This is a genomic window from Streptomyces sp. NPDC048751, assembly GCF_043198595.1.
In the GTDB taxonomy this organism is placed as follows: domain Bacteria; phylum Actinomycetota; class Actinomycetes; order Streptomycetales; family Streptomycetaceae; genus Streptomyces.
Map to the genome: position 1 here is coordinate 106,165 of NZ_JBICUX010000020.1, position 26,344 is coordinate 132,508.

The 26,344-nt window shown below is 68.6% G+C and carries 26 protein-coding genes; 15 read left to right on the forward strand and 11 right to left on the reverse strand.

Annotated elements, in window-relative coordinates; translation table 11 throughout:
• Positions 1-53: 53 nt before the first annotated feature.
• The 3 genes from ACGFNV_RS41305 to ACGFNV_RS41315 all read right to left on the reverse strand — a co-directional run bounded on the left by ACGFNV_RS41305 (position 54) and on the right by ACGFNV_RS41315 (position 3,373).
• On the reverse strand, positions 54-437 hold the full coding sequence (locus ACGFNV_RS41305) for a very short patch repair endonuclease (protein ID WP_393630219.1): 384 nt from the start codon (positions 435-437) through the stop codon (positions 54-56).
• A 370-nt stretch (positions 438-807) separates the two neighbouring features.
• Entirely contained in the window at positions 808-1,824 is a 1,017-nt protein-coding gene (locus ACGFNV_RS41310) for an SEC-C domain-containing protein (RefSeq protein ID WP_393630113.1), read from the reverse strand.
• Positions 1,825-1,897: 73 nt separating this feature from the next.
• On the reverse strand, positions 1,898-3,373 hold the full coding sequence (locus ACGFNV_RS41315; protein WP_393630114.1) for a glycoside hydrolase: 1,476 nt from the start codon (positions 3,371-3,373) through the stop codon (positions 1,898-1,900).
• A gap of 249 nt (positions 3,374-3,622) precedes the next feature.
• Here ACGFNV_RS41315 and ACGFNV_RS41320 point away from each other — a divergent pair, with 249 nt between their 5' ends.
• From ACGFNV_RS41320 to ACGFNV_RS41345, 6 genes are all read left to right on the forward strand, one after another.
• Positions 3,623-4,453, forward strand: a complete 831-nt coding sequence (locus tag ACGFNV_RS41320) for a class E sortase (protein ID WP_393630116.1) — start codon at positions 3,623-3,625, stop codon at positions 4,451-4,453.
• A 74-nt stretch (positions 4,454-4,527) separates the two neighbouring features.
• Complete coding sequence (locus tag ACGFNV_RS41325) at positions 4,528-5,448, forward strand: hypothetical protein (RefSeq protein WP_393630118.1); 921 nt, start codon at positions 4,528-4,530, stop codon at positions 5,446-5,448.
• A 60-nt stretch (positions 5,449-5,508) separates the two neighbouring features.
• A complete protein-coding gene (locus tag ACGFNV_RS41330; protein ID WP_393630120.1) occupies positions 5,509-6,087 on the forward strand; it encodes a TetR/AcrR family transcriptional regulator in 579 nt (192 codons plus the stop codon).
• A 202-nt stretch (positions 6,088-6,289) separates the two neighbouring features.
• Positions 6,290-6,601, forward strand: a complete 312-nt coding sequence (locus tag ACGFNV_RS41335; RefSeq protein WP_393630122.1) for a DUF6412 domain-containing protein — start codon at positions 6,290-6,292, stop codon at positions 6,599-6,601.
• A 99-nt stretch (positions 6,602-6,700) separates the two neighbouring features.
• The gene (locus tag ACGFNV_RS41340) at positions 6,701-7,465 is read left to right on the forward strand and encodes a YidC/Oxa1 family membrane protein insertase (protein WP_393630124.1); all 765 of its coding nucleotides are present in this window, start codon (positions 6,701-6,703) and stop codon (positions 7,463-7,465) included.
• 113 nt (positions 7,466-7,578) lie between these two features.
• Positions 7,579-8,436: a fumarylacetoacetate hydrolase family protein gene (locus tag ACGFNV_RS41345; protein WP_393630126.1), complete on the forward strand. Its 858-nt coding sequence runs from the start codon at positions 7,579-7,581 to the stop codon at positions 8,434-8,436.
• A 111-nt stretch (positions 8,437-8,547) separates the two neighbouring features.
• Here the strand turns inward: ACGFNV_RS41345 and ACGFNV_RS41350 are convergent, their stop codons facing one another.
• The 3 genes from ACGFNV_RS41350 to ACGFNV_RS41360 all read right to left on the reverse strand — a co-directional run bounded on the left by ACGFNV_RS41350 (position 8,548) and on the right by ACGFNV_RS41360 (position 11,113).
• Entirely contained in the window at positions 8,548-9,414 is an 867-nt protein-coding gene (locus ACGFNV_RS41350; protein WP_393630128.1) for an LLM class F420-dependent oxidoreductase, read from the reverse strand.
• Positions 9,415-9,524: 110 nt separating this feature from the next.
• Positions 9,525-10,028: a heme-degrading domain-containing protein gene (locus tag ACGFNV_RS41355; RefSeq protein ID WP_393630130.1), complete on the reverse strand. Its 504-nt coding sequence runs from the start codon at positions 10,026-10,028 to the stop codon at positions 9,525-9,527.
• Positions 10,025-11,113, reverse strand: a complete 1,089-nt coding sequence (locus ACGFNV_RS41360; protein WP_393630132.1) for a Gfo/Idh/MocA family oxidoreductase — start codon at positions 11,111-11,113, stop codon at positions 10,025-10,027. The genes ACGFNV_RS41355 and ACGFNV_RS41360 overlap by 4 nt, the downstream gene beginning before the upstream one ends.
• Positions 11,114-11,170: 57 nt before the next feature.
• On the opposite strand from ACGFNV_RS41360, the gene ACGFNV_RS41365 reads away from it, so the two are divergent.
• Positions 11,171-12,361, forward strand: coding sequence for an ROK family protein (locus ACGFNV_RS41365; protein ID WP_393630134.1), 1,191 nt, complete (start codon positions 11,171-11,173; stop codon positions 12,359-12,361).
• Between the two features lie 113 nt (positions 12,362-12,474).
• Here ACGFNV_RS41365 and ACGFNV_RS41370 read toward each other — a convergent pair whose 3' ends face one another.
• A complete protein-coding gene (locus ACGFNV_RS41370; protein WP_393630136.1) occupies positions 12,475-13,023 on the reverse strand; it encodes a DUF1062 domain-containing protein in 549 nt (182 codons plus the stop codon).
• 297 nt (positions 13,024-13,320) lie between these two features.
• Here ACGFNV_RS41370 and ACGFNV_RS41375 point away from each other — a divergent pair, with 297 nt between their 5' ends.
• From ACGFNV_RS41375 to ACGFNV_RS41395, 5 genes are all read left to right on the forward strand, one after another.
• Positions 13,321-14,085: a hypothetical protein gene (locus ACGFNV_RS41375; protein ID WP_393630138.1), complete on the forward strand. Its 765-nt coding sequence runs from the start codon at positions 13,321-13,323 to the stop codon at positions 14,083-14,085.
• Positions 14,086-14,209: 124 nt separating this feature from the next.
• Complete coding sequence (locus ACGFNV_RS41380) at positions 14,210-14,989, forward strand: HAD-IIA family hydrolase (RefSeq protein WP_393630140.1); 780 nt, start codon at positions 14,210-14,212, stop codon at positions 14,987-14,989.
• A gap of 98 nt (positions 14,990-15,087) precedes the next feature.
• A complete protein-coding gene (locus tag ACGFNV_RS41385) occupies positions 15,088-15,681 on the forward strand; it encodes a hypothetical protein (protein WP_393630142.1) in 594 nt (197 codons plus the stop codon).
• A 3-nt stretch (positions 15,682-15,684) separates the two neighbouring features.
• Complete coding sequence (locus ACGFNV_RS41390; RefSeq protein WP_393630143.1) at positions 15,685-16,356, forward strand: class F sortase; 672 nt, start codon at positions 15,685-15,687, stop codon at positions 16,354-16,356.
• A gap of 114 nt (positions 16,357-16,470) precedes the next feature.
• Positions 16,471-17,487, forward strand: coding sequence for a glycoside hydrolase family 6 protein (locus ACGFNV_RS41395; RefSeq protein ID WP_393630145.1), 1,017 nt, complete (start codon positions 16,471-16,473; stop codon positions 17,485-17,487).
• 162 nt (positions 17,488-17,649) lie between these two features.
• On the opposite strand, the gene ACGFNV_RS41400 is transcribed toward ACGFNV_RS41395, so the two are convergent.
• Positions 17,650-18,069: a hypothetical protein gene (locus ACGFNV_RS41400; protein WP_393630147.1), complete on the reverse strand. Its 420-nt coding sequence runs from the start codon at positions 18,067-18,069 to the stop codon at positions 17,650-17,652.
• A gap of 161 nt (positions 18,070-18,230) precedes the next feature.
• On the opposite strand from ACGFNV_RS41400, the gene ACGFNV_RS41405 reads away from it, so the two are divergent.
• The 3 genes from ACGFNV_RS41405 to ACGFNV_RS41415 all read left to right on the forward strand — a co-directional run bounded on the left by ACGFNV_RS41405 (position 18,231) and on the right by ACGFNV_RS41415 (position 21,184).
• Positions 18,231-18,587 (forward strand): MerR family transcriptional regulator, encoded by a 357-nt coding sequence (locus tag ACGFNV_RS41405; RefSeq protein WP_329272090.1) that lies wholly within the window; start codon positions 18,231-18,233, stop codon positions 18,585-18,587.
• A 151-nt stretch (positions 18,588-18,738) separates the two neighbouring features.
• Complete coding sequence (locus tag ACGFNV_RS41410) at positions 18,739-19,503, forward strand: IS5 family transposase (protein ID WP_393630149.1); 765 nt, start codon at positions 18,739-18,741, stop codon at positions 19,501-19,503.
• Between the two features lie 253 nt (positions 19,504-19,756).
• On the forward strand, positions 19,757-21,184 hold the full coding sequence (locus ACGFNV_RS41415) for a Yip1 family protein (protein WP_393630151.1): 1,428 nt from the start codon (positions 19,757-19,759) through the stop codon (positions 21,182-21,184).
• 129 nt (positions 21,185-21,313) lie between these two features.
• Here the strand turns inward: ACGFNV_RS41415 and ACGFNV_RS41420 are convergent, their stop codons facing one another.
• From ACGFNV_RS41420 to ACGFNV_RS41430, 3 genes are all read right to left on the reverse strand, one after another.
• Positions 21,314-23,251 (reverse strand): galactose oxidase-like domain-containing protein, encoded by a 1,938-nt coding sequence (locus tag ACGFNV_RS41420; protein ID WP_393630153.1) that lies wholly within the window; start codon positions 23,249-23,251, stop codon positions 21,314-21,316.
• Positions 23,248-25,254, reverse strand: a complete 2,007-nt coding sequence (locus tag ACGFNV_RS41425) for a glycosyltransferase family 2 protein (protein WP_393630155.1) — start codon at positions 25,252-25,254, stop codon at positions 23,248-23,250. The genes ACGFNV_RS41420 and ACGFNV_RS41425 overlap by 4 nt, the downstream gene beginning before the upstream one ends.
• Before the next feature lie 330 nt (positions 25,255-25,584).
• Positions 25,585-26,298: a FadR/GntR family transcriptional regulator gene (locus ACGFNV_RS41430; RefSeq protein WP_393630157.1), complete on the reverse strand. Its 714-nt coding sequence runs from the start codon at positions 26,296-26,298 to the stop codon at positions 25,585-25,587.
• Between the last annotated feature and the right edge of the window lie 46 nt (positions 26,299-26,344).

Below are 26,344 nucleotides of genomic sequence, written 5' to 3' on the forward strand. Positions count from 1 at the left end.
TGATCTTCCGCAGTGTCGATGACAGGTGGAAGTGCATCGATGGCGTGGCCTGATCACGTCTTGCGCGATTGTCCCAGAGCGGTGGATCTCACCTCTTCCGCCACCATGATCGGCAGCTCGTGCTCCCAATAGCGAAGAACGGTCCATCCTTCCGCTTGCAAATGCTCTGTGGTCTCCCGATCGCGAGCCATGTTCTTGTCCAGCTTGGCACGCCACCACTCTGCGTTCGCCTTGGGCTGTGTTGCGTGCTGTGGGCAACCGTGCCAGAAGCAACCGTCCATGAAGATTGCGATCTTGGCTTTGGTGAACGCGATGTCGATCGTGCGACGCGGTATGCCAGGTACGGGCATGTTCACCCGGTACCGCAGGCCTGCCGCATGCAGCAGCCGTCGGACCGCGACCTCGGGTGCCGTGTCGCGAGAGCCCTGGCGGCTCATGCGGGCGGAAACGGCTGGGGAGGAGGGGACAGCATCGGACACGTGAGCATTCTGCCGGCGCTGGGCGGGGAGGCGTAAGGAGTCCTTGTTCGGCGCCGTAGGGCCGCTCGCTTCTGGCAGTGTCGTGCTTCCGCGGGTAGAAGCGAGCGAGCGGCCCGGAGAAGCGGTGGTCCGGGTGGGCGGTCCCTTGTGGTGGCTTCGATGTGGGCCGGGGTCGGGGGCGCGATCGCGCCTCGCCTGCACGCCGGGTGGATCGGCGGCTCTCGCGTTGTGAGGGGCGATGCTGTTTGAGGCGGCGTCTGCTTTCCTTGCATGCCGAAAGCCCGCCAGGGCGCCTGGCGGGCCGTATGTATCGGTGTTGACAGCGAGATCAGGCCGCGAGCCCGTGGCACTCCCCGTAAGTTCGCCCCGACCCGCACCAGCAAGCCGCCGTCCGCTGCGGGGGCCAAGCCACCGCCCGGCCCCGCGCTGCCAGAGTCGTCGCGTACTGCGGCAGCAGCGCCATGTCGCCGGGGGAGGACAGTTCCGACGCCGCGAACGCCTCGTACGACGGGACCGTGCCCGTGACGATTCCCAGGTTCGGGGTGCCGGAGGCCGCCAGCTCTCTCAGGGATGCCTCTATGGTCGCGAGGTGGGACTCGTGGGACGGGTACTCCGCCTCCAGGGAGGGATAAGCAGCCACCAGCTCCGCCAGTTCCCCCGCCGGCCAGTGCAGCACCGCCACCGGGAACGGGCGGGACAGGGCCTCGCGGTACGTCCCCAGCTCAGCCCTCAGCCGGGAGATCTCCGCCTCCAGTTCCGCCGGGTTGTCCGAGCCGAGGGACCAGACGCGCTTGGGGTCGTGGAGTTCGTCGAGGGAGACCGGGGAGGAGTGGAGGGTGTCGGCCAGCATGTCCCACTCGTCGTGGCCGATGCCGAGCATGCGGCGGACCCTGTGGCGGCCGAACAACAACGCGTGGGTGGCGTACGGGGGCTCCGCGCCCTCCGGGATGAGTAGCTCCGCGCCCTCCGTGAACGTCTTCTGCGCCGCTTCCAGCTCGTCGTGGTTCTCGAGGGCCTCCGCGACGATCACCCAGGGGGCCGGGTCGCGCGGGGCGGCGGCGCGGAGGCCGTCGATGATCGCGCGGGCCTCCGCCTCGTGGCCGTACTCCCAGAGGTTCGAGGCCTTGAGGGCGCGGACCAGGTGGGGGTTGTCGAGGCCGTCGGCGGAGGACAGCAGGCGGTCGTAGAGGGTGGTCGCGGCGGGGCGGTCGCCGGACAGTTCCAGGTGGGCCGCGGCCTGCAGGAGCAGGGCCTCGGCGTCCTCCGGGTACAGGCCGGCGGTCCGCTCCAGGCGTGCCGCTTCGGCGGGGTGGTCGACGTTTTCGGCGGGCGTGTCGGGGCGCATGGCAGACACCGTACTGCCCAGGGCTGACAGAAAAGAGGAGAGAGGAGGGAAGAAGCGGCCCTTACACAGGCACCTACACCGTCACCCCATCCACCTGCAACGTCTGCACCGACTGTGCCGCGAACGGCACCGCCACGGTCTTCCCGTTCAGCTTGATGTCCGAGTGGGAGGTGTAGAGGTCGCCGCCGCCCGCCGTCTGGGTGTGCCAGCGGGGGACCAGGCCGCCCGAGCCGCCCGTCACCGTGGTGAAGCGGGAGAGGTCGAAGGTCAGGGTCTGGGCCGACGTGGAGGTGTTCACGGCGACGATGACCAGGCGCTTCGCGGACGCGTCGTAGCCTGCCGCCGCGTAGCTCACGCCCGTGTCGAGGATCTTCATGCCGGGGCGGATGTGGCGGCTGAACTGGGCCATCACGTAGTACTTCGTCTGGATGGTGGTCGGCTGGAGCGTGTTCTGGTCGTAGGCGATCATCGCCCAGCCCGTGCTCGGGTCCATGACCTGCCAGTACACCCAGGCCGTGGGGTGCAGCCAGCGGAAGTCGTAGCAGAGGTTCGACGCCATGGTGAGGCCGGTGGCGTCCTTGTCGCCGGTCTCCGAGTTCCACAGCTTCTTGCCGGACGTCGTGACCACGTCGGTGTAGAGGAGGTCGCGGCGGCCGCCCGAGCCCTGGTAGCCGTGCACGTTGACCTGGTTGACCAGGGCCTTGGTGGAGGAGGAGAAGGCGCTCCAGGTCGAGCGGGCCGTGTCGTAGTTCGTCTCGTCGGAGGCGGAGATCCGCACGCCGGTCAGGCCGCGCTTGTCCAACTCGCTTCTCATGTACGGCAGTACGGCCGACTGGACCGTCGCGTCCATGTGGCAGCCCTCCTGGGTGCCCGTCGCCGTCCACCAGCTGGAGCTCGGCTCGTTGAAGGGGTCGACCGTCGCGAAGTTCACGCCCCAGTTGTTCTTGGCGCGCAGGGCGACCGCGGCCAGGTGGGAGGCGTGCTGGCGGTAGTTCCAGGTCTGGAGGTTGTTGCCGCCGTCCGAGGCGCCCGACGGGTTGTGGTTCTTGCACATCCACCACATGGGGGAGTTGGCGAAGAGCTCGCTGGTCGCGCCCCGCTGGGTCGCCTTCACCAGCATCGCGCGCTGGTTCGCGTCGGCCGTCCAGTCCCAGGCCGAGGACGTCGGGTCCTCGTTGTTCCAGTCCTGCCAGTAGCCCTCGATCTGCTTGAACGCCGGGATGTTGGGGGAGGCGACCATGCTCTCGCCGCCGACGCTGTTCGGGCTGCACGCGCCCAGGTTGTAGCGGGCGATGTTCAGGCCCAGGCCGGGAAGCGTCCTACCGCCGTACGCCACCGACTTCGTGGTGAAGAAGATGTCGGCGAAGTCGTCGCGGTTGCCGAAGACGTTGCCCCACCAGGCCAGGGAGGTGCCCCAGCCCTCCCAGGTGCCGTACGTCGTGCCGGGGTTGACGGCGATCGTCGCGTCCGCCCGCGCGGTGCCCGTCGCGAGCGCGCTCCCGAGGATCGCTCCGCCGGTGGCCGTCAGCAGTGTCCTGCGTCGGATCATGGCTTCTCCGCTTCGATGATTCGACCGACGGCCGGCCGTCCGACCGGCGTCGTGGCCTGTTCGTCCCGTCCAGGTCGACACGAAGCATCAGGTGTGACCTGTGAGGTTGTCGAGAGTTCTGACAGCCCTTTCTCAAACCTGTGGAGGAAGTGTTCGGGCGAGCGAACGCGGACCCACGCGCGCGTGCCTCTGGAGACCTCGCGCCCCGCCCCTTATCGTGCCGCCAGCCCCGGTGAAGGAGGCGTCCGCGTGCGGGTTCCCGTCGTACGGCACAGCACCCGGCGGCGCCGCGCCCTGCGTCGGCGCGTGCTGTGGGGCGGTGCGGAGGTCCTCGTCACCGTCGGGGTCCTCCTTTTGCTCTTCGTCGCCCACCAGTTGTGGTGGACCAACCGGGAGGCCAAGGAGGGGGCGGGCCGGACGGTCGAGGCGCTGGAAAGGCAGTGGGCCGACCCCGACTCCGACGCCGGCTCCGACGCCGACCTCGGCCTCGACGCCGGGAGTGACGGGTCCCGTACGTCGTCCGGCGATGCGGGCACACGCGCGCGTACGTCATCCGCCCCGGACCCCGCCACCGGTGGCGGGGTCCGACCGCACAGCGGTGGCACCACCGCCGCGACCACCCTGGACGACTCCCGCGCCTACGCCATCCTCACCATCCCCCGCCTCAACCTCCGCGTCCCCGTCGCCGAAGGCACCAGCAAGCGTCACGTCCTCGACAAGGGCTACGTCGGCCACTACACCGGCACGCAACAGCCCGGCCAGGCGGGCAACTTCGCGGTCGCCGGGCACCGGAACACCCATGGCGAGCCCTTCCGGTACGTCAACCGGCTCCGCAAGGGCGACACGGTCCAGGTCGAGACCCGCGGCGCGGTCTACACGTACACCGTCGACCGGACGCTCCCGCGCACCTCCGCCCGGGACGGCACCACCATCGCGCCGGTGCCGAGGAGCACCACGCACCCCGCCTACGGCTACACCGACCCCGGCTACTACCTCACGCTCACCACCTGCACCCCGGAGTACACCTCCAGGTACCGCCTGGTGGTGTGGGGCAAGCTCACCTCGATGCGGCCACGCTGAACGGCCGCCCGGGCTTCTGACTTATGAGTACGCGCACTCATGTGCGCCAGGTCGCGCGTTGACAGGCTTCGCGTATGACGAGTGGCAAAGGGGCGCCGATAGCCCTGCATCTCTTCCTGGTCTGGGCGATGACGGCGGCCGTGGTGCCGGCGCTCGGCTTCGCGGTGGTGCTGTCGGCATGGGGTGGTGGGAACGGTGCGGCGGTGCCGGTCGTCCTGGTGGGTGTGCCGCTGTCGGTGTTCCTGCTGGCCACGGTGGGCATTTCGGCGCGGAGTGTGGTGCCGCTCTGCGGCTCCCTGCCGCAGCGGCTCGGCTGGGCGGTGCTGGTGTTCGTCCTCGGCACGCTTGGCGTCGTGGCGGGTCTGGCCGCCTACGACGGGGGCGTCGACCTGGGGAGCGCCAGTGCCCGGTTCGCGTTGACCGGGGTGCCGTACGCCGTGGCCGCGGCGTTCTTCGTGCCGAGCCGGTGGGTACGGCTGGGGGCGGTGGCCGTGCTGGCGGCCGGGGTGGCCTACGGGGGCTTCGTCGGCCCGGGGCAGGCGCAGCAGCACCGGAACGAGGCGGAGGTCGCGCGGTACCGGGAGCATCCGGAGCTGCTGTACATGGGCGCCGCGCCGCCCGGCATGCAGTTGGCCCGTGCCGAGGTCGGCCCCGCCTACTTCAGCGTCGTGTACGGCCCCGTCCAGCCGGACCGGACCGCGTACGCAGACCTCATCCTGCGCCCACCGATCACACCGGCACTCCGTTGCCCCGAAGTCCTGCTCAAGGGCGAGACCTGCACGGTGGACGCGCACGGCGAGATGCGCCTGGCCCGCGACCTCCCCGGCCAACACACCGTCACCCTCACCCGCCGCCGGCGGAACGTGGAGATCGAGGTCAGCAGCTGGACCCTCGACGAATCCGGACTGCGCCATCTCCTGAACACCCTGCACCCGCTGTCGGACGCGGAGCTGGAGAAGATGATGCGGGAAAAGACGATCAACTACACATTCTGAGCCATCAAAGCAGGTCAAGCTAGACTATGACGGTCGTCATGGTCTATTGGGGAGTGCCAGGTGCCCAAGAGCAGTTCACCCTCGCGTGAGCGGATCGTCGCCGGTGCCGCCGACATGATCAGTCGGCGTGGGCTGAATGCCACGAGTATCCGGGAGATGGCCAAGCACGCGAAGGCGCCGCTGGGCTCGACGTACCACTACTTCCCCGAGGGCAAGCAGCAGCTGGCCACGGAGGCGGTGCGTTTCACGGGGGAGTGGGTGGCCCGCAGCCTGCGCCGGGAACTCGAAGCGGGGCCCGTCGCCGGGCTGCGTGCCTTCCTCGCCCTGTGGCGGAAGATCGTCGTCGAGAGTGACTTCCGCGCGGGCTGCCCCGTCCTCGCCGTCTCCATCGAGGAGCCTCCGGCGGACGAGGTGCCGCCCGCCCTGGCGGCCGCCGCCGAGGTCTTCGAGGAGTGGGAGAACCTGCTCGCCGCCTCGCTACGGCAGCACGGTGTCGAGGCCGGGCGGGCGGCGCAGCTCGCGACCCTCGTCGTCGCGGCCGTCGAGGGCACGGTGGCCATGTGCCGGGCCAAGCGCAGCGCCCAGCCGCTCGACGACACCGCCGAGCAACTCGAAGTCCTCATCGCCAGCGCGATGTGACGACGAATTTCCCGCACGCGGAACCGTCGCGCCGGTCCGGGACGTTGTGAGGGGTGCCGGGGGGAGTCGGTTCCGGTCCGCTTCCGGTCCCGCATCCGGTCGCGTTTCGGCTGAAGGGGCTCTTGCGGTCCTTCGGACCGGATCCGGTATAACCGATGACGACCGACCAGGGGTGGCACGCGTGTACGAGAGGGGGGCGTCGATGATCCAGAGCTGGGCGAGGCTGCGTCCCGCCGCCGTGCTGCTGTTCCTGGTCCTGCAGACCGCGCTGCTCGACACCGGCAGCCTCACCGCCACCGTCGCGCTCGCCGCGACCGCCGCGGCGAGCTCCGCGCTCCTCGTCTGCTCCCTCCTCGCCTCCCGCAGCGCTCCCACCGTGCCGCCCACCCGCGTGCGCACGGCGATACGAGACCGTGCCCGCCGTACGGCGTTCCTGCCCCAGCGCGATCCCGACGCCAAGGGGCGCATACGGCCCCGGGCGCCCGGACACGCCCTCCCGGCGACCACCGCGTAGGCACGAACTCGCACCACCAGCAGTCCCGTGACCCCGCGCGGGTCGTCATGCCGTATCCCACTTTCTTCGGCACGACGAGACCCCTCGGAGGGCTCACCCATGTCCGTCTTCGCCCACCTCGTCGAGCAGCTCGCCGAGCTGCTCCGACCTCTCTTCGGCGCCTCCGCGGCCGCCGCCGCGATCGTCCTGTTCACCGCGCTCGTACGACTGCTCGTGCACCCCCTGTCCCGGGCCGCCGCGCGCGGACAGCGAGCCCAGGCCGTGCTGCGGCCGCGGATCGCCGAGCTGCGCAAGAAGCACGCGAAGGACCCCGAGAAACTGCAGAAGGCGGTCCTCGAACTGCACAGGGAGGAGAAGGTGTCGCCGGTGGCGGGCTGTCTGCCGAGCCTGTTCCAGCTGCCCGCGTTCTTCCTGCTCTACCACCTCTTCTCCAGCACGACGATCGGCGGTGAGGCCAACGGGCTGCTCTCCCACGAGCTGTTCGCCGCACCCCTCGGCGACCGCTGGGCGGACGCGCTGTCCGGCGGGGGCGTGTTCGGAGAGGCGGGGGTCGTCTACCTCGCGCTGTTCGCGGTCGTCGCCGCCGTCGCCTGGTTCAACTACGGGCGGACCAAGCGGATGATGGCCACGGGCGGCCCCGGGGCGCTACCGGTGGCCGACACCGGTGAGCAGGCGCAGCAGCTGCCCGGGCTCGGCGCGGTCAGCAAGCTCATGCCGTTCATGTCCTTCTTCACCCTGATCACCGTGGCGGTCGTACCGCTGGCCGCCGCCCTGTACGTGGTGACCAGTACGACCTGGAGCGCCGTCGAGCGGGCCGCCCTCCACCGGACCGGTCCAGTCCGTGAACCGGCTCTTGCGGACTGACCACGGAGCTTGGAGGATCAGCCAGACCTCCGATGGCTGCGCCCCGGCTGCACCTCCGGCCGCACTCCGGCCGCACCCGTCGGCCGGGTGCCCGCGATCGAGGAGATGTGATCATGAAGCTGCTGAGAGTCGGTACGCCGGGAGCGGAGCGGCCCGCGCTGCTCGACGCCGAGGGGACCCTGCGGGACCTGTCCGGCGTCGTGACGGACATCGACGGGGCGCTGCTCTCCGACGACACCGCGCTCGGCCGGATCCGGGCCGCGGCCGACGCCGGTGAGCTGCCCGCGCTGGACGCGACCGGGCTGCGGATCGGGCCGCCGCTGGCCCGCATCGGCAAGATCGTGTGCATCGGGCTCAACTACCACGACCACGCCCGTGAGACCGGCGCCGAGCCGCCCGCCGAGCCGGTCGTCTTCTTCAAGGCGGCGGACACGGTCGTCGGGCCGTACGACACGGTGCTGGTCCCCCGCGGGTCGGTGAAGACCGACTGGGAGGTCGAGCTCGCGGTCGTCATCGGACGTACCGCCCGCTATGTGGAGTCCGCGGGGGAGGCGCTCGCGCATGTCGCCGGGTACGCCGTGGCGCACGACGTGTCCGAGCGGGAGTTCCAGATCGAGCGCGGCGGGACCTGGGACAAGGGCAAGAACTGCGAGACGTTCAACCCGCTCGGGCCGTGGCTGGTGACGGCGGACGAGGTGCCGGATCCGCAGAAGCTGGGGCTGCGGTTGTGGGTGAACGGGGAGTTGAAGCAGGACGGGACGACGGCGGAGCAGATCTTTGCCGTGGGGGAGGTTGTTCGGTACGTCAGTCAGTTCATGACGCTGTATCCCGGTGATGTGATCAATACGGGGACGCCGGCGGGGGTGGCGTTGGGGCGGCCCGAGCCGAAGCCTTATCTGCGGGCGGGGGATGTTGTTGAGCTGGAGATTGACGGGCTCGGGCGGCAGAGGCAGGTGTTCAAGGACGCGTGAGGGGGCGGGAGCTGCGGTGCGTTGGCGGCTGCGGGTTGGGGGTGGCTTGTCGCGCCCACGCGGCGGAGCCGCACATCGATACAGCCCCGCGCCCCTCAGCGGTGCTTCCGCTTACGCCAGCAGGGAAGCGAGCGCGCGCCAGGCTTCCCTCGGGAGGTTGTCCCGTGAACCCCCGTCGACCACCTGCAACGCCAAGTGGTCGGCGCCTGCCTGCTCGAAAGCCTTGATCCGTTCGTGGATCCGGGTCTCGTCGCCCCAGGCGACCAGGGCGTCGACCAGGCGGTCGCTGCCGCCGTCGGTCAGGTCTTCCTCGGTGAAGCCGTGGCGGAGGAAGTTGTTGGTGTAGTTGGGGAGGGGGAGGTAGATGGCGAGGAACTCGCGGGCCAGTGCGCGGGCGCGGGTCGGGTCCGTTTCCAGGACGACCGCCAGCTCGGGGGCGAGGAGCGGGGTCTCGCCGAGGATCTCGCGGGCGTAGGCGGTGTGTTCGGGGGTGACCAGGTACGGGATCGCGCCGGCGGCCCGGTCCCGGGTCAGCTCCAGGGACTTGGGGCCGAGGGCGGCCAGGACGCGGCGGTCCGCCGGTGCGCCCGCCGCGTCCAGGTCGTCGAGGTAGGAGACCAGGGCCGAGTAGGGGCGGCGGTACTGCTCCGCCAGCCGGGCGTGGCTCACCCCGAGGCCCAGGACGAAGCGGCCGGGGTGGGCCGCCTCCAGGTCGGCGAGGGCGGCCGCGCTGTCGGCGGGCTCGTGCTGCCAGATGCTCTGGATGCTGGTGCCGACGGCGATTCGCGAGGTGGCCTCGATGAGCGGGGCGGCGTGCTGGGCGGAGCTGTTGCCGCCCAGCCAGAGCGCTCCGTAACCGAGTTCCTCCAGCTCCGCGGTGGCCTCGGCGAGTTCGCCGCGGCGGTCCGGGTCCTCGGAGCGCAGACCGACGCTCCAGATGCCGTACCGTCCGACGGTTTCCCTCAGTGCGTTGCTCATCGGTTGACCGGTCCCTCCGGAAGGGGGCGCTGTGCCCGTTGATCATCACGCGTACAGCACGTGCCAACGGGAGGGACCTCGGTCGGCATTCCCGACAGGCCCTGCGGGCTCTACATCTTCAGGAACTGCTCCAGCGCCTCCACCACGAACCGGTGGTCCTGCAACTGCGGCAGCCCGGAGACCGTGACCGCGCCGATCACGCCCACGCCCTCGACATGGATCGGGAAGGAGCCGCCGTGGGCCGCGTACACGTCAGGGTCCAGGCGGGAGGACTCCTCGAACGTCGTGCCCTTCGCCCGGAAACGGGCGCCGACCAGGTACGACGCGTGGCCGTAGCGTTCCACGACCCGGCGCTTGCGGGCGATCCAGGCGTCGTTGTCGGGGGTCGAGCCCGGCAGGGCGGCGTGGAAGAGCTGCTGGCCGGCGCGGTGGATGTCGATGGCGAGGGGGGCCTGCCGCTCCCGGGCCAGGTCGACGAGGAGGGAGCCGAGCTCCCAGGCGTCGTCGTGGGTGAACTGCCGGAAGACCAGACGGCGTTCCTGGGCCTCGAGCTCCTCCAGCGGCGGGGTGAGCTCGGGGTGGAACTTCGGGGTGATTTCCTGGTTGTGCGTCACAGCGTCACCGCCACCTTCTCCTGTGCCGAACGGCGGGCCGCCTTCAGTACGTCGAGGGCGGCGGCCGCCTCCAGGGCGGTCACCGGGTTGGGGCCGCCGTCCAGCAGTGCCTTGGCCACGGCCGCATAGTAGGCCGGGTAGTCGCCGGGGAGGGTGGGTTCCGGGCGGCCGCCGCCGGTCAGCGGGGACTCTCCGGCGCCGACTCGGCCCCACATTTCTTCGGGCTCCGTGCCCCAGTCGGGGGTGGTGCCGGGTCGCTGCCCCTCCCGCAGCGCCGCCTCCTGCGGGTCCAGGCCGTACTTCACGTAGCCCGCCCGCGAGCCCAGCACCCGGAAGCGGGGGCCGAGTTGGGCGGTCGTCGCGGAGACGTACAGGTGGGAGCGGACGCCGCCGGCGTGGGTGAGCGCGATGAAGGTGTCGTCGTCCGTCTGGGCGCCGGGTCGGCGGATGTCCGACTCGGCGTAGACCTGGGTGACGGGACCGAAGAGGGCCAGTGCCTGGTCGACGACATGGCTGCCGAGGTCGTAGAGCAGACCTCCGATCTCTGCGGGGTCGCCGGACTCGCGCCAGCCGCCCTTCAGCTGCGGGCGCCAGCGCTCGAAACGCGACTCGAAGCGCCACACGTCACCCAGCTCGCCCGCGTCGAGCAGCCTTCGCAGAGTCAGGAAGTCGTTGTCCCAGCGGCGGTTCTGGAAGACCGAGAGCAGCAGGCCGCGCTCCTCGGCGAGGGCCGCGAGGGTGCGCGCCTCGGCCGCCGTACCGGCGACGGGCTTGTCGACGACGACCGGCAGACCGGCCTCGAGGGCGGTGGTCGCGAGCGGGACGTGGGTCTTGTTCGGGGACGCGACGACGACGAGGTCCAGGTCCCCGGCCCGCTCGAACAACTCGTCCGGACCGGCCACCGTGCGCACGTCCGGGAACTCCGCGCGGGCCTGCTGCTGCCGCTCCGGGTTCGAGGTGACCACCGTGTCGAGGACGAGGCCCTCGGTGGCGGCGATCAGCGGGGCGTGGAACACGGAGCCGGCGAGGCCGTAGCCGACGAGGCCCACGCGGAGGGCGGTGTCACCAGTCTTGCGTCCAGTCATGACCTCCACTTTCGCAACGCTGTTGCCAAAGTGCAAGCAGGGAGGACAATAGGGGGCATGAAGGGCTCTTCCGTCGGTGCGAACCTGTTCGCCCTGCGCAGTCACAACACCGCGCTCGTCCTCGATCTGCTGCGTACGGCGGGACCGGGGGGCATCAGCCGGCTCGACCTCGCCGAGCGCACCGGACTCACCCCGCAGGCGGTCAGCAAGATCACGGCCCGGCTTCGGGAGGACGGGCTGGTGGCGGAGGCGGGCCGCGGGGCCTCCACGGGGGGCAAGCCGCCCACGACGTTGCGGCTGGTGCCGGAGGCCGGGCACGCGGTGGGCGTGCATCTCGACCGGGACGAGTTGCGGACGGTGCTCGTCGACCTCGCCGGGGCGGTGGTCGGGGAGCGGCGCGCCGCGCTGGACCTCGGGGCGGGAGCGGACGCGGTCGTCTCGGCCGTGGCCCGGGACGCGGAGGGGCTGGTGGCGGAGGTGCTCGGGCCCACCGCGGAACCGGAGCCGGGCTCGGAGGGCACTGGCTGGAGCCTCGGATCGGGCTGGGGCGTGGGCTCGGGCTCCGGCTCACTGGCCGCCTACGGATCACTTCTCGGGCTCGGCGTCGCGCTCCCCGGGCCGCTCGACCACGCGCGCGGAGTGCTGCACCGGGTCACCGGGTTTCCCGAGTGGGACGGATTTCCGCTGCGGGACGCGCTGGCGCCGCGGCTGGGGGTGCCGGTGGTGGTCGACAAGGACACGAACGCGGCGGCGTTGGGGCTGGCCGTGGCGGGCGAGAGCGGATCCTTCGCCTATCTGCACCTCGGTACGGGGCTGGGGGCCGGGCTGGTGATAGGCGGGCTGCTGCACCGGGGGGCGCGGACCGGGGCGGGGGAGTTCGGGCACCAGGTGATCCAGCTGGACGGGCCGGTGTGTTCGTGCGGGAACCGGGGCTGCATCGAGGTGCTGTGTCTGGAGGCCATGAGGCGGGGGGACGCGGAGGAGGCGGCGCGGGTGCTGGGGGCGGGGACGGCGAATCTGGTGGCCCTGCTGGACATCGATCTGGTGTTGCTGGGTGGGCGGACGGTGGAGGAGGCGCCGGAGCGGTTCGTACGGGGGGTCGCGGGGGTGCTGGAGGAACTGGCTCGGCGGGAGGGGGCGACGGGGAGCGCGGTGCCCGTGCGGGTTGCCTCCGGCGGGGTGTGGGGGGTTGCGGTGGGCGCGGCTCAGTTGTTGCTGGGGCCGTTGTTCGGGCGGGGGGACGTCTGAGGGACGCTGTGCTTGCGGGTCGGCGCGGGTGGGTCGCGCAGCCCGGCGTTGACAGGGTGCCGCGCGCCCACCCGTGCCGCCCCAGCGGCACGACTGCCCGCGATATCGCGGGACTAGCGCTTGAGCGTGAAGGTGAAGTCGCCCGAGAGCTTGCCGGTCAGCCGGACTGCTGAGACGAGGTTCCCCTCCGTGATCAGTCTCTCGACCTCGGCCCGGGAGAGACCGCAGCCTTCGGCGATCAGTCGCACCGGCCGGACGGGAATCCGCGCCGCGAAACGGACCGAGATGTCGATCACCTCGCGGTCCAGGTGATCCGATCCGCCGGTGTCGAGACGCCAGGCGTCGTCCCAGTCGAGGGCGATGCGGTTACGGCGCCGCACGACCGGATCCTGGAGCAGCTCGGCTGCCAGCCCCAGGTCGTTGTCATGCATCCGGTCCAGCAGCTCAGGTCGAACGGAGCGCACGTTCATCCGCTCCAGGACCGTGAGCTTCGTGGTTTCCCCGCAACCGGTACAGAGCGCGAGGAGCCAGGCGTCGATGAGTTTGTGGTTGGCGTTGACGCGGAACTTGCCGTTGGCCCGGAAGCGCTCGGACGCGCACGCGTGGCATCGACGGAGAACGAGAGGCAGGCAGGTGGGCATGACCACCCAGCTATTGAGCACAGAAATACACCGATTTCAGTGAGAAGTCCGCAGCAGAAAGGAGCGCGGCGCACAGGCGCGACGCGCGACAAATCAGCACTCGGGAGGTCTCACACGGTGTACAACGGCACGTCCTTACCCAGACGACTCGGTTCGGCAGCACGGTAATGGCGCACAGCGGCGCTGATCCACTGGTTTTCGAGGGCCTCGCCGCGGCGGGTGCCGACGGGCGCCGCTGAACGGGCGGAATACCGGGGCCGTTCGAGGTACCTACCGGCCCGCCGGCTCCCCACTCCCCTCCCCATCCACCAAGCTCATGTGTTCATGCGACTGTGCACTCCCGCCGCCCCTCTCTGCCTGGCCGCCGCCGCCCTCCTGCTCCCCGTGGCCGCGACACCCGCGCACGCGGTGCGAGAGCCTGTCTGCGGAGCCGGTGGTGAGGAAGGGCAGTTCCCGCTCACCACACGCATTCAGGGTGGGCAGGACTCCTACGAGGCCGGGGGCGGGTACGGCACCTGGTATGTGGATCTCACCAACACCACCTCCCGCACCTGCGCCGCCATTCACCCCGTCGTCGTGCTGGTCGACGCGAAGCGCGCGCTCGTGGCCTCGCAGCCGCGGCTGGAGTTCTACGACGGGGAGCGGCCCCACCCCGTCCACTTCGTGACGACGGACCAGGACGAGCTGGTCGGGGCCTTCGACGACGGTTTCCCCGGGTTCACCGTCGGGCCCGGAGCGACGCTCAGTGTGAAGGTGCGGCTGGCGCTCACCTCGGACGCCGTGCCGAACGAGGTGACCGTCAACGCGGCGGTCGTACAGCGGCACGAGGAGGACGGGGACTGGGTGGGACAGTCCAACGACTATCGGTTCACGGTCGAGAGGGGAGCAGCCGATCCCGACCCCAATCGCGACCCCGACTCCGACCCCTCGCCCGAGTCCTCACCCCCCGAACGGATCGACCGGCTGCCCTTCGCCGACGAGCTCGCCAGCACCGGCCTCACCTCGCCCGGCGGGGCCATCGCCGCGACCGTCGCCCTGCTCCTCGTAGGAGGTGCGCTGCTGCTGGTGCGCAGACGGCGCTGATTCCCTGCAAGCCTTACAAATCCCGTAATCCCTGCATTCACCGCCATCCCCGCGTTCCCTCAAGATCCGGCCTGTGTCTAGGCTGGGGCTCACGCAGTACGGCGTCCGGCAGGAGATCCCGCACATGGCAGACCGCAGGCCCATCGAGTCGTGGCTCACCGACATGGACGGTGTGCTCATCCACGAGGGCATCCCGATCCCCGGCGCCGACGCCTTCCTGAAGAAGCTGCGGGAGTCCGGCAAGCCGTTCCTGGTGCTGACCAACAACTCGATCTACACCCCGCGCGACCTGCACGCACGGCTGCGTCGCATGGGCCTGGACGTGCCGATCGAGAACATCTGGACCTCCGCCCTGGCCACCGCCAAGTTCCTGGACGACCAGCGGCCGTGCGGTTCGGCGTACGTCATCGGCGAGGCCGGTCTGACCACCGCGCTGCACGACATCGGCTACATCCTCACCGACCACGAGCCCGACTACGTGGTCCTCGGAGAGACCCGCACCTACTCCTTCGAGGCCATGACCAAGGCCGTACGGCTCATCAACGCCGGCGCCCGGTTCATCTGCACCAACCCGGACGAGACCGGCCCCTCCACCGAGGGCCCGCTCCCCGCGACCGGCGCGGTCGCCGCGCTGATCACCAAGGCCACCGGCAAGAAGCCGTACTTCGCGGGCAAGCCGAACCCGCTGATGATGCGCACCGGGCTCAACGCCATCGGCGCGCACTCCGAGACCAGCGCGATGATCGGCGACCGCATGGACACCGACGTCCTGGCCGGCATGGAGGCCGGGATGCAGACCTTCCTGGTGCTCACCGGCCTGACCACGCCGGCGCAGGTCGAGAACTTCCCGTACCGGCCGTCGAAGGTCGTCGACTCGATCGCGGACCTGGTGGACCGGATCTGAGAGCAGCGCACAGGTAACCCGTACGGAGCAGTGGTTCCGCCCAGCGGATGCGTGGGCGGGCCGCGCGGGGGAGTCTCCAGAGAGCTGGAGGTTTCACGATGCGCTCACTGAAAGTCACACTCTGTGCGGGTGCCGCCGTCACCGTCGCCGCCCTCGCCCCGACCGCGTACGCGGCGGACGGACCCGGCCTCTCGGTGACCCCCTCGACCCCCGCCCCCGGCACCGACATCGGCGTGCGGGTCAGCGGATGCACCGGTACGACGGCCACGGCGGCGTCGGCCGCGTTCGTCACCGACGCACACCTCTCCGGCGGGGAGGGCACCCTCGTCGGCGAGACCCGCGTCCGGTCCTCGGTGCGGGCCGGCTCGTACGACGTCAGGGTCTCCTGCGCCGGGTCCGACCTCAAGGGCGCCCTCACCGTCGTGACCAGGCCCGTCGGACACGGCCCCCACCGCTCCACCCCGTCACCGCACACCTCTCCCGTCGCCCCGGTCCACGCGGGCGGCGGCGGCACCGCCCACCTCTCCTCCTCCGTGGCCGACTCCTCCGTGGCCGACTCCTCCGTCGACGTCGACGACGCCCGCGCGGCCGGCCCCGGCGCCGCCCAGGCGGTGACCGGCCTCGTCCTCGCCGGAGTCGCCGCGGTGGCCGTCGCCCTCCGCAGCGTCCGGCGGAGCCGCGGAACGGACTGACCCATGTCCGACGGTGAACGCTCCTCCGGTGCCGGACGGCTGCTCACGCTCCTGACCTGGACCCTGGTGCTGCTCGGGCTGTGGCTGTGGGGCCGCGAGGTGACCGACGTACGGCGGGGGGCGTCGGGGTCGACCACGGGGGACCTGGCCGCGGTCGGCCGCCCCCCGAAGGCCGAGGCCGATCTGCCGCCCGCCGCCAAGCCCCTGCGAGACGCCCTCCCACAGCGCATCGACATCCCCGACCTGAACGTGCAGGCACCGGTCGTGGGCCGCGGCCTGGACGCGCGGGGCGCGATCGATCCGCCGCCCTACGACCAGGCGGGCGTCGTGGCCTGGTACGCGGCCGGAGCGAAGCCGGGGGCGGCCGGCACCGCGCTGATGGTGGGCCACGTCGACACGGAGACCCGGCCCGCCGTCTTCTACAAGATCGGCACCCTGCACCCGGGGAACAGGGTCCGTGTGGTCCGGGACGACGGCAGGATCGCCGAGTTCACCGTCGACGACGTCGAGGTCGTCGGCAGCGACCACTTCGACGCCGACCGTGCCTACGGCCCCCACCGGCCGGGCCGCGCCGAACTGCGGCTGATCACCTGCGGCGGCACCTTCGACCGCGCGAGCGGTGGCTACACGGCCAACGTGATCGTGTCGGCGTACCTGACGGGAACGGGTGTGTGAGCCCAGCCCCCTGGCGCGTAACAGCTCTCCGACAACGCCTCGGGCACCTCGTGGGCATGATTGGGTGTATGTCAGGATTGGTACGTGAACTGGCGTGAGCCAAGGGGGAGTTGGATGTACGTCAGCAGGGGGGTCATGGCTGCGCTGGGGGCGGCGCTGCTGATCACCGGATGTTCGTCGTCGGGAGAGGGCGAGGACGGGAAACCCGAGCGGCCCGAACAGGGGGCCCGGATCACCCAGCAGCCCAAGGGCACCAACCCGTTCTGGGTCAACCCGGACGGCAACGCGGCACGGCAGGTCGCCGCGTACGAGAAGAGAGGCGAGAAGACGGACGCCGAGCAGATCCGCAAGATCGCCGAGCAGCCGACCGGCGAGTGGATCCTCCCGGAGAACCCGGAGCAACAGGCCCGCGGCTTCACCGAGGCCGCCGACCAGGCCGGCCGCACCGCGCTCCTCGTCCTCTACAACATCCCGCACCGCGACTGCGGCCAGTACTCACAGGGCGGCGCCGCCGACGGCAACGCCTACCGCGCCTGGATCGACGGCGTGGCCAAGGGCATCGGCGACCGCCCCGCCACGGTGATCCTGGAACCGGACGCCGTGCTGCACCTGGTCGACGGCTGCACCCAGGACGCGTTCCACGAGGAGCGTTACAACCTCCTGGACGGCGCCGTCACCACACTCAAGGCCCTGAAGAACACGAAGGTCTACCTCGACGCCGGAAACGCCGGCTGGGACGACCCCGCCCGCATCCACGACCCCCTGCGACGCGCGGGCATCGAACACGCCGACGGATTCTCCGTCAACGTCTCCAACTTCTACTCCACCGAGGACTCCATCGCCTACGGCAAGGAACTCTCCGCCAAGGTCGGCAACAAACACTTCGTCATCGACACCGGCCGCAACGGCAACGGCCCGTACACGGGGGGCGACCAGAACGAACGCTGGTGCAACCCCCCGGGCCGAGCCCTGGGCGAAACCCCCACAACCCACACGGCAGACCCCTTGGTGGACGCCTACCTGTGGATCAAGCGCCCAGGCGAGTCGGACGGCGAGTGCAAGGGCGGCCCGAAGGCGGGCCAATGGTGGCCCTCCTACGCCTTGAAACTCGCGGAAGAGTCACGCCCCTGAAGGATGCTGCACAAGGCTCTGAGCTGGTCTCTGTTGCAGGCAGGGCGGGAGCGAGGCGGCAACGGCACTGCGCCGGCGTCTACTGAAGCCACTGAGCCTTTTCCAACCTGGTGCGCTGGCAGGGCAGTTGCTTCTGACGGAGTGACGAGGCCACTGAGGTTTTCAGCCAAGAGACTCGTCTGGGTATTGCCGGCCCGCGTCGCCGAGCGGTTGTCCGGCAGAGGGGTCCATAAGGTCGGTGCGTCGAGCCCGCCACCACGGCACAAGCTGGACGACGCCGAACGCCACCTCGGCAACGAAGAACAGCCACAGCCAGCGCGGGGCACCGTGTGCCAGCGCATACGCCTGCCACGCGGCGAAAAGCGTGCGCGCGATGCCGTCGAACAGTCCGTGCACTGGCAGCAGGCTGATGATCCGGAGCAGCGCCCAGACAACCACCACTGAACCCATCAGATTCGCGTAAAGGATCTCTATCGGGTCGAGGGCAGGCAGGGCGCCCAGCCCGAGCGCGTCACCGATCTTCGACAGCGCGTCGTGCACCAGGGCGTAGGTCCACGGCGTGGCGAAACCGGCTGTGACCACGAGGTCGTACCAAGCACTTGTGCGTACGACGCGAAGATAGGCGGGGTGGGAAGGGCGAAAAGACGGTACAAGGCGAGGCTCCTGCTGGTCTCCTGCACGGACGCCACGACGGTAAACAGTGGAGTACTGTCCAAGGTCAAGTCCGCAGTTCAGGGAGAGCCGTGCGTATCGGGGAGCTGGCCGCGCAAGCGGGACTGACCAGGGACACCATCCGCTTCTACGAGAAGATCGGTCTCGTCACGGGGCGGCGTCTGGCCAACGGTTATCGCGACTTCCCGCCGGAAGCAGTGCCCTGGCTGCAGTACGTCCGCACCGCACAGACGCTCGGCTTCTCGCTGGCCGAGATCGCACAGACCGGCGAGGAACTGCGGAACGCGCCCGACACCGCCGAGGCGTTGTCCGCGCTGTTCAAGGACAAGATCAAGGTTATCGATGCGCGTATGGCGCAGCTTGCCGCCCTGCGGGCCGAGCTCGACGCACGTGTTGGCACCGGATGCCCGCTGCGGGCGGCTGGCTGAGCCGGGTGAGCATCGCTAACCGGCCTCGACCTCTCTCAAGGCATTTTTCCAACCTGATCGCGCCGTAGGCGAGTTGGCCAGCTGTACAACGCGACGAAGCTCCTGGTAGTTGGGGTCACGACCAAAATCACATGCTGGCCAGGAGCTCCGTTTGCTTGCCTACCCGTCGTCGATCGATCTGTCCAGCCGCGCCCTGCGCTACCTGAGTGAGCAACTGTGGGCTCGGCGACACAAGGTCGGGACGCGCTGGCGGCGGCTTCCCGTCGGCCGGCAGGCTCTGCTTGTGCTTGCCCACCTGCGGTGCGGGGACACCTACGCCCAACTCGCCGCCGGGTTCGGCGTCGGTATCGCGACCGTGTATCGCTACATACACGAGGCCGTTGACGTCTTGGCCGCCATTGCCCCGCCCCTGGCCTCAGCGATGATCACAGCGCGCAGGAAGGCGTTCGTGATCCTGGACGGCACGCTCCTGCCGATCGACCGGATCGCTGTCGACCGGCCATTCTACTCGGGCAAGCACAAGAAGCACGGCATGAATGTGCAGGTCATCGCCGACCCGAAGGGCCGTCTCCTGTGGGCTTCACCGGCCCTTCCCGGTGCCCTCCATGACGTCAGGGCCGCTCGCGAGCACGGCATCATCGCCGCTCTCACCGAGGCCGGCATCACCTGCTGGGCAGACAAGGGCTACCAGGGCGCAGGCGGCGCGGTACGCGTCCCTTACCGCGGCCGATGGGACCGCCTGTCCACCGGCCAGCAGGCCGTCAACCGATCCCACGCGAAGATCCGGGCGCTGGTCGAACAGGCCGTCGCCACCCTCAAGTCCTGGCGACTTCTCCGCAAGCTCCGCCGCTCGACGACCTGGATCACGAGCCTCGTCCAAGCCGTCCTCACCCTCCACCTGACCAGCTCAGGCTGAGGTTGGAAAAGGCTCACTAAGGGCTGTCCCGTAATCCCTGGCGGGCGTGCGACGACAGCTACGGCACCTCGCCGCGTTGTCGGGACGTCCGCATACATCCAGTATGCGGACGTCCCTCCGCCTTGCGATGCACCGCATCTGACGCCGCACGCTGATCCACCAGGGATTACGGGACAGCCCTTAGCGGCGTCGCGCACATGCGAATGGAGTAGCGTGGCGTGCGGATTGCTCACTCGGATCCAAGACTAACCGCATGAGAACTCAGCCATGGGTGATTGTTGAGCCGCCGGACGAACGCGGCCTTCGGGCCGTCACCATTCATGAGAAAACGGTGGGCTACGCCTGGTCATTGCGAGGGATGCGAAAGATCCTCAAGCGTCTCGGCTACCCCGAGGGAATGGATCTAGAAGACCAGACATCCATATGTTGGCGCGGAGGTGGCAGCGGAACGTGGCCCGACCGCCCTTGGAGAAGGCGCACAACGATCACACTCATGATGGTCGGGCTGCTCGGCTGCATGGCCCTTCTCATTGACGTCGGGATTCCTGATGCTTTCGGGGCGCTGACATTCGCACAACGGATCACAGGATGCCTGTTCATCCTGTCTGGCGTGATACAGGGCGTAGCGGCATTCGCGGCAATCGATTACTGGGGAATTCGGCGCCTGCGATTCTCTGGAGCATTGGTCTCGCTCGGTGTCATAATTGCTATTTCGACCAATGGCCTTTTCCTGTTCATGTGGTTGCAGGAGAGGGAGTACGTGCCTTATGTACGAGCGTTTCTGCTCATTGGGTCCTGGTCTCTGTGGGCACTGTACGTAATCATTCGCTATAAACCATGGACGGGTATTCCGCATCCGAAACGATTCGCGGCCGGCGTGTTTGCGACGGCACTGATCGCCACCGTCAATTTCGCGTATTCTGCGATGTATCAGCCATCTTCAGTGCCCACGCTTGTGGAAATGAAAGTGGAATTCGGAAAGTCGCAGCCTGATCCTTACCTCCCCTTTGTTCACCTCCCGGTCAAGTTCCACGTGAAGAACGTCGGGGCAGTGGGTGCTTATTTCATCAACTCCGATTATTCGATCAACGAGAGATCTGCCGAATACTCATCTGTGACAACCAAAAAGATGAAGGACTGGAAAGAAATTGCCGAAGCCGGGGAGGATTACGATATTTACGCCCGACACCCTGAATTTGTAACCATAAAAACAGGGCAGCCCTGGGAGCCGGGGTACTGGCTTGACGCAGGCGAGCAAGCGCATTGGGAATATGTAGTAGAGCTCCCTCAAAATACGAGCTATGACATGATTGAAGCCGTGCTGTCCGTTGACCTGATGAGAAGGGATCGAGGGAAGATTGACTATGATGAATTCTCGACAGCGCATTTCTCGTGGGACAAGGAGGATCGGTATTACTGTGGATCTAAAGACTGCGGGGAATACATCTTGTATCGCGGTCTGGTGAAGCACAATAACAACGTCGTCAACGTGACGCGCAAGCCCCGTTATGTGGCGGCCCTGTGGAGCTGGGATTCTACCGATTACTTCGTGTCGTCGTACAACTTCGGCAAAAAAGAAGATTTTGACGAAGAGGAGACTTCCCGAGAACGTGACCGGTACGGGCTCATGAGTTTGACCACCAATGCAGTAGTGCCGGTCGCAGCGTTGCTGAAGCCTTGAACTCGAGGCGTGCCCGGAAGTTTTCTCCGATGCGGTGCCAGGGGTGCGGGGCTGTATCGATCTGCGGATCCGCCGCGTTGCGCGACCAGCCACAGCGCTCCCGCACCCAAACAGCACCCCGCGGGAGCGCTACGGCACTCGAACCCACCGCGCCTTACTGGGCGTCCCGCGCTCATCATCCGCGAACAGCATGTACCACCCACCCTGCACCAGATTCCGATTCCTCGGCACGGTGACCGTCACCTTGTCCCCAGCCACCGTGAAATCCAACGCGATGGACCGCTGATCCACATCCGTCACATGCGTGGACGCACTGGGCCGGATCAACCGCACCTTCTTGATGGAGGAAGCATGCCGTGAGGTGAACGTCCCCGACCCGCCCCGGGGAATGGTCTTCGGCCCACTTCCCAACGACGGCCGGGAATGCCGGTACAGATACGGCGGCGTATAGATCTCGATCCGCTGCTCGAACTTCCCCGGCTTCGTGTTCGCCGCGTCCCCGTACAACGAGTCCGACCCGAAGAACATCACCCGCCCGTCCGGCAGCAGAATCGACCCGGAGTGGTAGTTCCGCCCCACCAGCGGATCGGCGACCCGGTCGAGCGTATTGGTGTCCGGGTGGTAGATCCGCGCCTCGAGGATGTTGGAGTCCCCGCGCCCGCGATAGTCCTCGGAGCCCCCGGACACCAGAACGGTGTCGTCGGGCAGCACCGACGCCTGCGGATAGCGCGTCCCCTTGCCCAGGGACGGCCCGTCCGCGAACCGGGGGTCGTCCGACTTCAGGTCGATGATCCGCGTCTTCTCACTCGAGAACCGGGACTCGCCGACCCCGCCACCCCCGATCACCATGTACCGCTCGTCCTGCGCCGGCGCGAGCAACACCGTCCCGGAGGTCTCCATCAGCTTCGCGTCACTCAGCCCGGGAAGCTTGGTGAACCTGTTCGTGGCCACGTCCCAGATCCCCGGTTCGCGTCCCACGTCGGCCGGCCCGTATCCCGCGTTGGAACCCGAGTAGAAGATCTTCCCGTTCTGCATCAGGAACAGCGCGGGATACGTGGGGAACTGACGCTCCTTCGGTGTGTAAGTCCACTTCTTCGTCTTCGGGTCGAAGACCTCGTTCTTGCCGGGTACCAACTGCCCGATGTCGTCGAGCCCGGAGACACTGAGAATCTTGCCGTCGCTCAATGTCGTCAGCGTCGGATACCAGCGCGCCTCCTTCATCGGGTCGACCTTGATGTACTTCTCGGCGACGGGATCGAACTCGTACGCGTCCCTGATCCCCTGGAAGTCCTTCTTGTCGAGCGCGAGCTTCTGCGCGATGCCGTACGTGTTGCGCGCGTCGACGCCGGTCAGGCCCTGGATGCGGTAGTTGTCCTGGGTGCCGGTCTCGTACTTGGTGCCGCTCTTCTGCGCCTCGACGTAGATGCGGCCGAGACCGGGGGTGTTGCCGAGGAACTTGCCGGACTTCTTGTCGAAGTTCTTCGTCGCGCGCTCGACGACCACCGGGTCCTTGGAGACGAAGGTCTTGCCGTTCTCCTTGCCCCGGAACCTGGTGCCCGCGGGCAGGGTGATCGGCTTGTCGGGGTTCTCGTTGTGGACGATCATCAGGCCGCCGGCCTTGGTGACGTCGCCCTTCAGCTTCTCGTACCGCTTGGTGCCGCCCGCGATCAGCAGGTTGCCGTTGGCGAGCTGGGTGTGGCCGGTGCAGAACAGGTCGTTCGGCGTGCGCACCTTCTTGATGGTGCGTGCGACCGGGTCCCAGATGCGGGTGTCGAACCGCTTGGCGTCGAAGTTGTCCTGGTTGTTGCCGGAGCCCGCGACCAGAAGGATCTTCCCGGTGTGCAGGAGCGCCGCGTGGATGGTGTTCTGGCGGTACTCCTTCGGGAACTCCACGATCTCCCAGTGGCCGTTGGCGGCCTTGTACTCCGGTCTGTTGATCTTGTACTGGTGGTACTGCTCCGTGCTGAAGCGGTAGACCCACGGGCCGTTCATTCCGGCCAGGGCGAGGACCACCGCCGTGCCGATCGCGAGTCGACGGGCACGGCGGCGGCTTGCTCCCTCCGTCATTCCTTGCGCCCTCCGAGTCCGCCCAGGGCGATCTGCATGGTCTGGTCACCGCTGCCGTGCGAGTCGGCGGAGCCGCCCGAGGAGGCCCAGCTCGGCTTGCGTGCCGGCGCGTGGCCGTGCGGCGCGTACGGCACCGCGCCCGCGGCGGCGCCCACCGGCACCGCGTCCTGCGGCTCGGGCTCCGGCGCCGGTGGGGGCGCGGCGGGCTTCCTGCGCGCCTCCCGCAGCGTCCACTGCCAGGCGAAGATCGGCGAGGCGGTGATCAGCAGGGCGAAGGAGGCCCAGACGACCATCGCGGGGTGGGCGTGCCCGAGCGTGATTCCGGCGGCGATGGACGCGCCGAATACCATGATGAAGAACAGGTGGATCCGGAAGGTCCCGAACAGGGTGTCCGGGGAGGCGGAGTCGCCCTTGGGCGTCACCACGAAGCTGCTCTTGCGGCGCAGCACCGCGTCCATCAGTGAGCGGGCGTAGATGGGCGCCGACAGGGCCGACATCACCATGCCCGCCACACCGCCCGAACCCTCCGGCTCGTGCGGGGAGACGTTGTGCCGGCGGTTCCAGATGTACAGGCCGATCTGGAGCGCGGAGGCGTTGCCGTAGAGCATCAGCCACACGGTCGGGTCGATGTTGACGCCGGAGGCGCCGAGGCCCAGGAACAGGGTGCAGCTCAGGGCCGCGAGGATCCAGTTGAGGGCCGACATCGGGTAGAAGATGATCATCATCGTGTAGTTGAAGAGCTTGCCGGGCGGCAGTGAGTACCAGCCCTTCCAGTACTGCTTGAGGATGGTCTCGTAGGTGCCCCGGGACCAGCGCAGCTGCTGGGTGAAGAAGTCCGTCCAGGCGTTCGGGCCCTCACCGACGGCGAGGACGTCCGGGGTATAGACCGACCGCCACTTCCTGCCGGTCGCCGGGTTCCTGTGCCGGTGGATCTCGAAGCCGGTCGCCATGTCCTCGGTGATCGAGTCGTACAGCCCGCCGATCTGCTTGAGCGCCTTGATGCGTACGGCGTTCGAGGTGCCGACGAACATGGGGGCGCCGTAGAAGTTGCCCGCGCGCTGGATGAGGGCGTGGAAGAGGAACTGCTGGGACTCGGCGGCCTTGGTGACGAACGTGTCGTAGTTGCCGTAGACCTGCGGGCCGATCACGAAGCCGACGTCCGGGTCGCGGAAGAAGCCGAGCATCCGCTCCAGGTAGTTGGGCAGCGGTACGTGGTCGGTGTCGACGGAGGCGAAGTAGTCGTAGTCGTCGCCGTGGGCGTCGAGCCAGGCGTTGTAGTTGCCGTGCTTGGTCTTGGCTCGGTGCGGGCCCGTGGGCCGGTTCCACTTCTCGATGCCCTTGCGGGAGAAGTGGTGCACGCCGAGGCGTTCGCAGACCGCCTTGACCTCGGGGTCGTCGCCCTCGTCGAGGAGCCAGACGTGCAGAAGCCCCCGATGGCGCAGCTTGACGGCCGCCTCCAGAGTCTTCGTCACCATCTCCAGCGGCTCCTTGCCGGGCACGAAGGAGGTCAGGAAGGCGACTCTCGTGCCGGTCTCCGGGACCACCGGGATCGGGTCGCGGGCGACCAGCGTGGCGTGCGCGTTGGACAGCACGTTCATGCAGCGGAAGAACTCGATCAGGCCGATCGCGACCAGCATCACCATGTCGAGCGCGGGCAGCCAGTCGAAGGCCGGGTAGTCCCGTCGCGTCCAGTGCTCCGGCTGCAGCAGCCAGGCGAGCAGGACCAGGGAGAGCAGTGGCGCGGCGCCCAGCATCAGCGCGGCCCGGACGCGGTGCGGCTCCTGGGAGAGCAGCGAGCGGTAGCGGACCTTGTAGGGCTTGGTCGGGTCGGGCTGGGTGAGGGGTCCCGCCAGCCGGCTGTAGTGCTCGTAGTCGTATCTCGGCAGCGTCTTCCTTATCCGGCGGAACGACCCGGTCCCCCCGGTCCGGTGCGTGTCCCGCCTGAGCGGCGTGGTTTGTGACGGGTCGAAATTGTGCCGGGCGCCCGTCGGCGTCGACGTCATGAGTCATCCCCCCACACGCAGATCAGCGCGTGTCGTCGTTGTCTTCCTGCGCCTGCCAACAGCCCCCCTTGGCTTTCACAGGCGTCTCATCGGTGAAGGAGAAGTCGCGTGTTCCGTGTCATTCCTCCCTGAAGACACAGAAGGGCGACCTACCGGTTGCGAATAGCCCCCTCGGCATCTTGTTCGCGAACAGGGCCCCTCTCCCCGCGAGTCGCGCAACCGGATGCATGCCCCCAACTGCCGCGAATGTGCAGCACTTTGACACCAGGGTTCTACGGTGTCCGGCATGATCGCAAGACGCGAAACGCGGTGTTTACCGGTCATACGCGCTCATTGTTGCGCGTGTGGGGGCCTTGTGGCTGCGTTGTGGACGGTAGTGGACAGTCGTGCACGAATGTGATCGAAGTGGTCCCTTATGGCGTTCTCCGCCCGAACAGAGTCGCCCGTCCTGACGGCATCAACGATCTCCCGGTGCTGCCGGCAGGTGACCTTCGGATCCTGTGGTACGTCCACGAGGTCGGTGCGTACGCGGTGGAAGGCGTCCCAGAACGCCTCCAGGACCTCGCTCAGCAGAGCGTTGTCCAGCCCCCGGTAGAGCGTGGCGTGAAACGCGCGGTCGGTCTCCGCGAAACCGTTCCCCCGGGCGGCCAGCTCCTCCATGCGGTCGACGAGTGCGTCCAGCTCGCCGAGGTCGCCGGCCGGGATCCGCCCCGCGAGCCGGGAGATCAGCCCCGTCTCCACCGCCTCGCGCAGCTCGAGCAGCTGCAGCAGGCTGTCCTCGCCCCGGTAGTGCCCGGCGACCGTACGGAACGCGAGGCCCTCGATCATGGGGGCGAAGGTCATCGGGCCGACGTACGTGCCGAAGCCGTGCCGGATCTCGACGATGCCCATGGCCTGGAGCGCCTTCAGCGCCTCCCGCACCGAGTTCCTGCTCGCGCCGAGGAACTCCATCAGCTCGGGCTCGGTCGGCAGTGGGGCCCCGGAGGCCAGCCGCCGGTCGACGATCAGCTTCTTGATGCGCTCCTGGAGGTCACGGGCTGCCATGGCGAGAGGGTATCCGGCCAAACGCGAAACGGGCCCCTCGTTCGTA